The organism is Petrotoga sp. HWHPT.55.6.3, from assembly GCF_002895495.1.
Classification (GTDB): domain Bacteria; phylum Thermotogota; class Thermotogae; order Petrotogales; family Petrotogaceae; genus Petrotoga; species Petrotoga mobilis.
Genome location: NZ_AZRJ01000008.1, coordinates 95825 through 104904, shown reverse-complemented (window position 1 = coordinate 104904; position 9080 = coordinate 95825). Strand labels below are relative to the sequence as shown.

The window sequence follows — 9080 nt, the reverse complement described above, 5'->3', positions numbered from 1 at the left end:
AACTCACAATACTTTGAAATAATCTCTGACTTCTCTTTTTTACTTGATTTCAAATATTTTTCTATCAACCTTTTGGTTAGTTCCATATCGAATGCCTCCATTTTTTCCTTGCCTCCTTCCAAAAGAGTCAAGGATATGATATCATTTCAAAGACATCGAATTATGATCTAACCAATCTTTTTCACGGACATGTAATATTATCTAATGCGAAAACTTGACATTTTAAAATTTTTGTTGTATAATGCTTATGCAAATTAGTTGCAAAAACAAATCATTTGCATTTGTGGTATTAACAGTTTAACGTTATTCATGTTTATCCCGAAGAGGTGAAATTTACATGAGAAATACAAAAGCTCGTAGAGAAATTTTAGGGGTGTTAGATGAGTATGATTATCCACTCAACGCCGAACAAATTTATGAAAAACTCAACGAAGATTATGATAAATCTACAATTTACAGAAATCTGAAAAATTACGAAAAAAATGGAGAGATTAAATCCATTGTTTTTTCCGACAAAATCAAATATTTTTTTAAGGGAGAAGGGCATTTCCATTTCATATACTGTATAAAATGCAAAAAATTTGAAAGGTTCGATCTATGCTACTCCGAACAGATGAGTAAATATATAAAAGAAAGATTGGGTTTCAAAGTTTTGACTCATACCCTTTATTTTGAAGGAATATGTAAAAAATGTCAGAAGATTACCACAGACGACCAGTATGATAATCTCGATGAGTAGAAATATTTTTAAAGTAACCAAAAATATAAAAAGTAGGTGAGAGAAGGTATGAAAAAAACGATTTTAACAACCGTTGTTTTATTAACTTCGTTCCTAGTATTCGCTTTAAACGTTTCAACGTCGATATTACCCTATTACTATGTAAGTAAAGAAATAATACAAGAAAAAGGTCAAGTGAACCTTGTTGTTCCTCCAGGTAAGAGTCCACACACATACTCGCCAACACCAAAGGAATTAGTGCCCTTGTACGAATCTGATATTTTAATTACAAACGGTTTAGCTTTAGAAATTTTTATCTCTAATCTAACCAAGAATCTGGAAAAGCAGGGTGTGAAAATAACTCAAGTTTCCGATTTCATTCCACGTGAAGAACTCATAAGTATGAGCGGAATTGACGAAGATCATGACCATGAAGAGTTTGCATACAACCCGCACATTTGGTTAGATCCATATATTATGTATACCTACATCGTTCCAGGTTTGGCAGAGGTTTTTGGAGAATTAGATCCTGTAAATAAAGATTACTACGACAAAAACGCTGAAAGATATATAAACAGATTGATTTTGCTTGATAAATACCTTGCTGAAAAAGCGAAGGTCATCGATGGTTCAATATTCACGCTTCATAACTCCTACGATTATTTTGCAAGAAGATACAATATAAAAATTGCTGGTGTGATTCAACTCTCTCCTGGGGTCGAGCCTACTCCAAAGCAGTTAGTTGAATTAACGAACGTTGCTAAAGAGAAAAATGTTAAGGCTATTTTCAATGAACCTCAACTTAGCGATAAGGCTGTGAGTGCTGTAGCTGAAAACTTGGATTTAAGTATAGGGGTTTTGGATCCTTTAGGGAGTGTGGAAAGAGTATTCGATTTAGAATCTCTGTACGTATACAATTTGTTTGAAATCATACGGGTGGTGAATTATGGCTACTGATCCTTTAATATCCGTTAGAGATTTGAATTATTCAGCTGAAAACAACAATATACTGATCAATATATCTTTTGATATTTATAGAGGAGACTTTGTAGGGATAATTGGGCCTAATGGAGCTGGAAAATCAACCTTAATAAAAACTCTAATTGGAGAAATCGAAGATTATACAGGAGAAATAAAGATAAATGGGAAAATAGGGTACGTTCCACAATCGGAAGAGAAGGAAAGGGATTTTCCCATCAAGGTATATGAAGTCGCCTTAATGGGTTTGTACAATGAAGTTGGACCATTTAAAAGGTTTAAAGAAGAACATTATGAAAAAGTAAGACAAACCCTCAGACTTTTACAAATTGAGCATCTATACGACAGGCTGGTGGGGAAACTATCTGGAGGAGAGTACAGAAGGTTGATGGTCGCTAGGGCTTTGGTTTCCGATCCTGATATATTAATACTGGACGAACCTGAAGCCAATATCGATAAAGAAGGGCAAAATATACTGTATGGAACTCTTAGAGATCTCAAAGAAAATAGTGATATGAGTATAATTATAATAAGTCACGATTTGAACATGATTTTCAAAGAAACAAACAAAATTATGTGCATGAACAAAACCCTGCACTGCCATAAAAGTACCGCTGATCTTGATATCAATGATTTGCGATCTTTGTACTCTAAAGATTTTGAACTATTTATTCACATCAACGAAAAGATGAAGGTGGTTAGCAATAAAGATGATTGATATTCTAAGTTACCCTTTTATGAGATACGCCTTAATTGGTGCCATTCTTTCAGGTTTTGGCAGCGCGTTGTTATCAAATTTCATAGTCCTAAAAAAGATGGAGTTTATTGGAAACGGAGCGGCCCATGTGGCGTTTGGTGCTATCGCCTTTGCTCTTTTCTTTGGATTAAATATGAATCTTTTGTCTATAATAGTTGCCATTATATTTGCAATAACTATACATCAACTGGGGAAGAAAGAAAGAGTGCAAGAAAATAGCGTGATAGGTATGCTCTTATCGCTTTCTATGGCTATAGGTATAATTTTACTTTCATTCAAAAAAGGATACGTTCCCGAAATCGATAGTTTCTTATTTGGCGACGTATTAATGATAACTCAAGAAGATTTGATTTTATTGGGAATTTTTGACTTACTTATTCTTTTTATGGTTATTTTTTTAAACAAGGAGCTTAAATATTACTCGTTCAATCAAAGATTAAGTAAAATATTTGGGGTACCCGCAAACATAATAAACTTAGTGTTTTTAACGATCACATCTGTTACAATAGTTGTTTCCGTTAAAATAATAGGTATCATACTAATAACGGCTCTACTTATAACCCCTGGTGTTATAGCGAAACTTTATGCAAAAAGTATAAACCAAATGTTGATAATATCCGTAATAGTCGGTGTTTTCTCATCTGTTCTGGGTATTTTTTTATCTTATTACTTAAACGTTCCATCAGGCCCAATGATAGTCCTGACAATGTTTCTAATATTTCTAATTGCATATCTTTTAAGAAAAACTGTTCTAAAGTCTTTTGCTCAATAGATACTTTTTGCTTTAAGTCACAACTTGCACTATAAAGAAAATATTCTGCTCTTTTTAAAAAATTATTGAGAGAGCAGAATATTTTTTTCTTTCAACTAGTTAATATCTTATTTTAAACGCTTATCAATTGTTCCATCAGGTAGCATATTGTCCGGATGGTACCTCCCCGTTTCTTCCATTTGGTAGCGTACGCAACTTTTGTAGTCACCATGACAATAATTTTCTATCCACTTTTTATCTAATTTACCCTCATCATAATATCTCTTCATTGGACAAACTATATACCATTTGCAAGTCATAATAATATTCTCCTTGTTTTTTGACGTTCTTTTTTATCCCTTCTTATTGTATTCCAAGGTTTCTTTCAGCTTCTCTCAACACTTCACCGTTTTCATTCACAGCCTCGTAAGCTCCATTAATTACAGCGGCTTTTATTTGCCCTTTGGCAACAGAGTTGCCTTGTAATCCAACTGCATCTAAAATTCCTTCTTTTACCGCTAAATAAAGAGTTTCAGGATCAGTTAAAGGATCCTCTTTTTGAGGGGAGAGACTTTTAATTTTTTCTATTATGACCATGGCTTCTTCTTTCAATAAATTTACCCTTTTTTTGATCTCAGGATCGCTGGCAAAATCAGGTAAACCACGAGATGCCAAAGAGTTTGCCCTTTTTACCATCTTCACACTTTCTATTATTTCTTTTGAAGTTGCCCTTTTCATTGCTTCACAGTACGCCACCACGTGGATTATATGTGGTTGTAAGTAAGTTGAATAAAACATGGAAGAAACAAGTTGACCCATTGCGCTGTTGGGATCGGCTGGAAAAGAAAGAAGTCCAGTTCTTATCATCCTGTAAGGTGTAAAGGTTTCATCCTTTAGTGTTTCCACCAATTCTAATTTAGCTAAAGACTTAGCTATATCCATCTTTGGAGATAACTTTGGAGGAGTGTTCATCATATATTGTTGAACATACCATCTTACACCAAGTTTTTTCGCTACATAAGCAGCTAAATAAGTAGTTGCAACAGCCAAACTGTCGTGTGCATACCTTAGTTCCCATTGGTGGGCGTCGTTAATTTCTACAGGGATGTTGTTCATGGCATTCCACTTTATTCCTTCCATATTTTCTTTTATCGCATCTAATAAGTTCCTTTCAGACCTTCTATCAAGTTCAGAATACCAAAATATGGGTATCGCTGCCCATGCGTTGTTGATAGTTCTTTTTAAAACTTGGGAAAATTCGACCATGTGGTTGGTTCCTGAGTAACATCTTACTAAAGGATAATTGCCTCTTCTACTGGCTTCATACATGGCAACAAAGTCTTTTTCATTTCTAATGGGAGCTCCTCCTGCCCCATCTTGGTTGGGGTCCATCTTTTCTTGATCAAAAAAGTATTGCTGACAGTTTTGATCAGGTGCCAAAGAGATGATATCCAAGAGTTCAGATTCTGCGAGTTTTTTGATCTCCTCGATGGTTTCCTCCATTGTTTGAAGCCCAATATGGTGCCTAATTAACGGATATGGGGATTTAAAGGCGATCCTTTCATCTAAGGTTGAGGGAAAATTTCTCTCTTCTTTATATTTAATTTGACCTCTTAAAAATAAAACCACATCTTCTTCTTCCTCTGAACCGTCAAAGATCTTTTTAAAGAAATCATATTTTCTTGCAACCTGTGAGGTTTCAACAGTTCCTCCGAAGATAAAATCAATCTTTTCATAATTTTTTAATTTTTTTGTCTTTTCTATAAATTCTTTTATAAGATTTTCGAAGGCATCAGTTCCCAAACGGTAACTTATTGAAACAACATCTGGGGTTTCTTCGTCTATCTTTTTAATAATTTTCTCGATTGGAACCGCTCCACCTAAGTAAATAACCTCATACCCTTCATTTCGAGCTAATTCCAAAAAGTTTAAAAGACCTGCTGTATGTACGTCACTTCCCATAGAAGCTCCAAGAATTTTTTTCATGATTCTCCCTCCTCAACAAGTCTTATTATGTCTTCTATGCTCATTCCTTCTAAACCCAAATCTTTTACGGTTCTACCCTCTTTCCAAAAATTTTTTCCCATCATTATATTGGCAAGATTTATGATAGAATCAATTACAGGGGTCTTCACACCATATTCTTCTCCAAAAGATGAGATAGGTACAAGACTCATTGGAAGATCTTCAAGAATATACCGGTTATCCAACGTTGGCGGTGCATATATGCCTCTATAACCAACATTGTTTCTAATAGCTTCGTATAAAGAGTTACCTCTTACATCGTATGCATAGTTTAGCCAATCCTTCGCGGTCATGGGATCGGCGTTGAAAAGCTTCATAACCTTACATCTTTCCTCATCTATTTTTTCCAAAATCTTTGCTACGGATGGGGAGATCCCTTCGAAGTAGAATTCAAACTTTCCTGCTGTTGTTTCAACCCTTGCTGCATTCAATATTAATGTAGCAGGGTGAAAAACAACTCCAATATTGTTAAAACTGGTGTAAATTACATTCTTAACTATTTCAAACTCAGGTATGGCAGTACACAATACTTCTTCTAATTCAGCATTTCTGGTAGCGGGTAGTGCAGAAACAGGAACGGCGTTTTTTATCCTAAACACTTTAGCTACTCCAGGATTGGACATTCTTGAGGCAAAAATGAAAGTTTGAGCTTCGGCAAGTATGACGTCTTTTTTTACGTTTTCTTCTTTCAATACATTGTTGAATTCTAAGGCACCACCTGTTCTACCGGGATTTAACACTATTATTTGGCCATCTTCTAAATAAGGGGCCATCCTCTTTGCTATCTCTTTATGTGCGAAGGCAGGAACAACTACCATAATTAACTTTCTTCCCTTTATTGCTTCTTCCATATTTGTTGTGGCAAAAGATATATGATATTCACCTACTACTTGACCTTCTATTCTTATTGAATGTGAGTCTATGATGGGAGATATTCTCCTTTTTGACCTATTAAAGAGAGATACATCGAACCCTTTCATGGCTAAATATCCAGCTAATGCCTGGCCTCCATTACCCGCTCCAACCACCGCTATCTTAACCATATAACCACCTCCATATTATATTTCACTGGGCGGATATGTATTATATCAAGATAAATTGATTGTTGCAAATATTACCTTTTTATTATATATTTTACATCATTTTTAGAAAATTATTTATATCGTTTTTAAAAACTCTAAAACTTTTTTTGCGCCCTTCCTCCCAGTACCCACCCATGAGGAATTATAAGAGCTTGGCATGAATTTTAAGGGCTTAATTGAAAATTAAAAGTTTACTTGACGTTACACTCTAATTGGAGTATAATACTCAATAAGGAGTATTAATAAAGGGATGGAGGGATAGAGAGTGGAAACTTTATGGTTTTTTATAATAGTTGGATTCCTTGCCCAAGTCGTAGATGGAGCTTTGGGAATGGCTTATGGTACTATTTCAAATGCTTTATTGTTATCTGTTGGCGTACCTCCTGCTATCTCAAGTGCCTCAGTTCATTTTGCTGAGATTTTCACAACATCTATATCAGGATTTTCTCATCTAAAACTTGGTAACGTTGATAAAAGCCTTTTCAAAAAACTTTTGATACCTGGTGTAATAGGGGGAGTTTTGGGAGCTTATATTTTGACAAATATAGACGGAGACAAAATCAAACCGTTCATTGGCATCTATTTATTGATTATGGGGATAAGAATATTGTACAAAGTTACCACCATGCATAAACATTCAGAAGAGAAGATTACAAGAAGGAGGCATTACTCTATCTTAGGTCTTTTAGGAGGCTTTTTCGATGCCATTGGAGGTGGAGGATGGGGGCCTATCGTTACATCAACGTTAGTTTCTGATGGAAAGAATCCGAGAAAGACTATAGGTTCAGTGAATGCTGCTGAGTTTTTTGTTACTATTTCTGAAGTTGTGGCATTCTTTGCCTTGCTATCACAATTCAATTGGAGCGTTATTATTGGATTAATTATTGGGGGAAGTTTGGCAGCTCCAATCGCCGCTTTGATAACCAAGAAAATTCCTGCTAAAGTGTTGATGATTTCTCTTGGTTGTATTATTACTTTTCTAAGCATTAGAATGATCGTATTTTAATTTCAATCAGACAAATAATTATAAACTATCGAATTAAAAAAATCGGTAATTTTGTTGATTTTTAGAATTTTGTTGTTGCTTATAAAAATCCCGTAGCTAGCGTGATTGGCATCATCAGGACCAATGTCATTGTCGTATGTGTAAATGCTTTCATTACCTATGCTACCTTGACATCTCCAAGATAGATCATCAAAGTAAACAATCAAATCGGGAGGAATATTATTTAGCTTATTATAAATTTTTTGGGGTTCATACACGTTTGTATTCATCTCATTTCCATCTTCATTCTTAATGTCTTTCAGCTCTTGTATAAGCTTAGTTTTGAAATTATCTAATTCATTTTTTTCAATTACTCCCAAAGGTTCCCTGCCTTTTATGTTGAAAAATAGCTTGCCATGGTAGCCACCATTTCCCCACACCTTGGTTTTATTCCAATCTATCTTTTTTTCTCTTATCAATTTATTTATAGAAACGGGCTTTTTTGGATACTCCTTTAAAACCAAATATCCTTTCTTAATGAGCCAATCGTTAATGGCTATGCCACCGTACATAGGTTTTATACCGTGATCTGATACTATTATAACGTCATAATCGCCTTGAATACCATTCAAAAACTCTCCTATCTTGTTGTCTAAATGAATATAATAATCTCTAATAGCTGAATTAAATTGGCTTTTTATATGCTTGGGATGCTTTTTATCGTGCAAAGCCCAGAACCCGTGGTGAATTCTGTCTGTCCCCATTTCAACCATTACAAATAAATCCCAGGGTTTGTTTTTTGCTAAATAATTCGCAATTTTAAAATGATTATTTGTCATTTCGTAGATATCTTTTAATAGTCTTTCTTTATCTTCGGTTCTAAAATCATATACATCAAAAATGAAATTTCCTGTATTGGCTAGTAATTCATTTTTTAAATATTTTGGATAAGTATAATTGGATTCAAAAGAAGGCGTTAAAAATCCAGTAATCATGTTTCCTTTCAAGGCAGAAGGAGGGTAAGTTAACGGTACGCCTATCACGATGTTTTGTTTGCCTTTTTGTGTAAAAATATCCCACAATTTTTTATATTTCACGCTTTTGGAAGAAACCAATGAGAAAGAGTGATAATCATAATTTTGCCTATTTGTAAAACCATATATTCCAAGCTCACCAGGATCTTTACCTGTAAACATGCTCATCCAGGCTGGAACGGTTATTGGAGGGATAGTTGACTCTAATTCATTGTACACTCCATTTTTCATAATTTTTCTTAAATTGGGTAAATCATCGAAAAACTCATCAAAGATTAAATTTGGTGAAGCACAATCTAATCCGATGATTACGATTTTTTTGTTCATTAAGCCACTCCTTTTAAAGAAGCTATAGACAAATAATAACACAAAGATCTTTCAAAAAGAAAAACCTTTGATTAATCAAAAACGACGTGATATAATACAGTTAAAAGAAACATTTGGAGAGTGACTTTCATGTCTGATAAGGTGACCTTAAAAATACCAAAACCGTTGTATGATAAACTTAAATCCATAATAGAAAATACTGGTTATTCCAGTGTTACAGAGTTTGTTGTGTTTGTGCTTAGAGATTTGGTATCCTCTGAAGAAATCCAGCAAACCAAAAAGAATAACAAATCCACTAACCAAATTGAAACATTGACTGAAGAGGAAATAAAGGCGATCAAAAAAAGATTGAAGAATTTGGGTTATATAGATGAATGATATCAACTACTCACTGCATCTATAAGCAGCGGGTAGATGTAGAAT

Annotated in this window: 10 protein-coding genes; 6 read left to right on the top strand and 4 right to left on the bottom strand. The window is 34.3% G+C overall.

Annotation, left to right across the window (positions count from 1 at the left end):
* The first annotated feature begins 337 nt into the window (after positions 1-337).
* Genes X926_RS03220 through X926_RS03205 form a run of 4 tightly spaced genes read left to right on the top strand, consistent with a single transcriptional unit; the run spans position 338 to position 3225 of the window.
* A complete protein-coding gene (locus X926_RS03220; protein ID WP_103064975.1) occupies positions 338-739 on the top strand; it encodes a Fur family transcriptional regulator in 402 nt (133 codons plus the stop codon).
* A gap of 48 nt (positions 740-787) precedes the next feature.
* Complete coding sequence (locus X926_RS03215; RefSeq protein WP_103064974.1) at positions 788-1675, top strand: metal ABC transporter substrate-binding protein; 888 nt, start codon at positions 788-790, stop codon at positions 1673-1675.
* Positions 1665-2414, top strand: coding sequence for a metal ABC transporter ATP-binding protein (locus X926_RS03210; RefSeq protein WP_103064973.1), 750 nt, complete (start codon positions 1665-1667; stop codon positions 2412-2414). Before X926_RS03215 ends, X926_RS03210 begins: the two co-directional genes overlap by 11 nt.
* The gene (locus X926_RS03205) at positions 2407-3225 is read left to right on the top strand and encodes a metal ABC transporter permease (RefSeq protein ID WP_012208812.1); all 819 of its coding nucleotides are present in this window, start codon (positions 2407-2409) and stop codon (positions 3223-3225) included. The genes X926_RS03210 and X926_RS03205 overlap by 8 nt, the downstream gene beginning before the upstream one ends.
* 107 nt (positions 3226-3332) lie before the next feature.
* Here the strand turns inward: X926_RS03205 and X926_RS03200 are convergent, their stop codons facing one another.
* From X926_RS03200 to X926_RS03190, 3 genes are read right to left on the bottom strand one after another with little or no spacing between them, the layout of a single operon-like run.
* Positions 3333-3524: a uracil-DNA glycosylase gene (locus tag X926_RS03200; protein ID WP_103064972.1), complete on the bottom strand. Its 192-nt coding sequence runs from the start codon at positions 3522-3524 to the stop codon at positions 3333-3335.
* A 43-nt stretch (positions 3525-3567) separates the two neighbouring features.
* Positions 3568-5190 (bottom strand): cobalamin-dependent protein, encoded by a 1623-nt coding sequence (locus tag X926_RS03195; RefSeq protein ID WP_103064971.1) that lies wholly within the window; start codon positions 5188-5190, stop codon positions 3568-3570.
* The gene (locus tag X926_RS03190) at positions 5187-6272 is read right to left on the bottom strand and encodes an NAD/NADP-dependent octopine/nopaline dehydrogenase family protein (RefSeq protein WP_103064970.1); all 1086 of its coding nucleotides are present in this window, start codon (positions 6270-6272) and stop codon (positions 5187-5189) included. Before X926_RS03190 ends, X926_RS03195 begins: the two co-directional genes overlap by 4 nt.
* Positions 6273-6576: 304 nt before the next feature.
* Between X926_RS03190 and X926_RS03185 the strand changes: the two genes are divergently transcribed.
* Entirely contained in the window at positions 6577-7317 is a 741-nt protein-coding gene (locus X926_RS03185) for a sulfite exporter TauE/SafE family protein (protein ID WP_103064969.1), read from the top strand.
* 2 nt (positions 7318-7319) lie between these two features.
* Here X926_RS03185 and X926_RS03180 read toward each other — a convergent pair whose 3' ends face one another.
* A complete protein-coding gene (locus tag X926_RS03180; RefSeq protein ID WP_103064968.1) occupies positions 7320-8657 on the bottom strand; it encodes an alkaline phosphatase family protein in 1338 nt (445 codons plus the stop codon).
* Between the two features lie 129 nt (positions 8658-8786).
* On the opposite strand from X926_RS03180, the gene X926_RS03175 reads away from it, so the two are divergent.
* Complete coding sequence (locus X926_RS03175) at positions 8787-9035, top strand: CopG family transcriptional regulator (protein ID WP_233186668.1); 249 nt, start codon at positions 8787-8789, stop codon at positions 9033-9035.
* The last annotated feature ends 45 nt before the right edge of the window (positions 9036-9080 follow it).

Excerpts from the sequence above, each read along its gene's own strand:
- X926_RS03220 (WP_103064975.1), top strand. The coding sequence starts at position 338 with ATGAGAAATACAAAAGCTCGTAGAGAAATTTTAGGGGTGTTAGATGAG.
- X926_RS03215 (WP_103064974.1), top strand. The coding sequence starts at position 788 with ATGAAAAAAACGATTTTAACAACCGTTGTTTTATTAACTTCGTTCCTA.
- X926_RS03210 (WP_103064973.1), top strand. The coding sequence starts at position 1,665 with ATGGCTACTGATCCTTTAATATCCGTTAGAGATTTGAATTATTCAGCT.
- X926_RS03205 (WP_012208812.1), top strand. The coding sequence starts at position 2,407 with ATGATTGATATTCTAAGTTACCCTTTTATGAGATACGCCTTAATTGGT.
- X926_RS03200 (WP_103064972.1), bottom strand. The coding sequence starts at position 3,524 with ATGACTTGCAAATGGTATATAGTTTGTCCAATGAAGAGATATTATGAT.
- X926_RS03195 (WP_103064971.1), bottom strand. The coding sequence starts at position 5,190 with ATGAAAAAAATTCTTGGAGCTTCTATGGGAAGTGACGTACATACAGCA.
- X926_RS03190 (WP_103064970.1), bottom strand. The coding sequence starts at position 6,272 with ATGGTTAAGATAGCGGTGGTTGGAGCGGGTAATGGAGGCCAGGCATTA.
- X926_RS03180 (WP_103064968.1), bottom strand. The coding sequence starts at position 8,657 with ATGAACAAAAAAATCGTAATCATCGGATTAGATTGTGCTTCACCAAAT.
- X926_RS03175 (WP_233186668.1), top strand. The coding sequence starts at position 8,787 with ATGTCTGATAAGGTGACCTTAAAAATACCAAAACCGTTGTATGATAAA.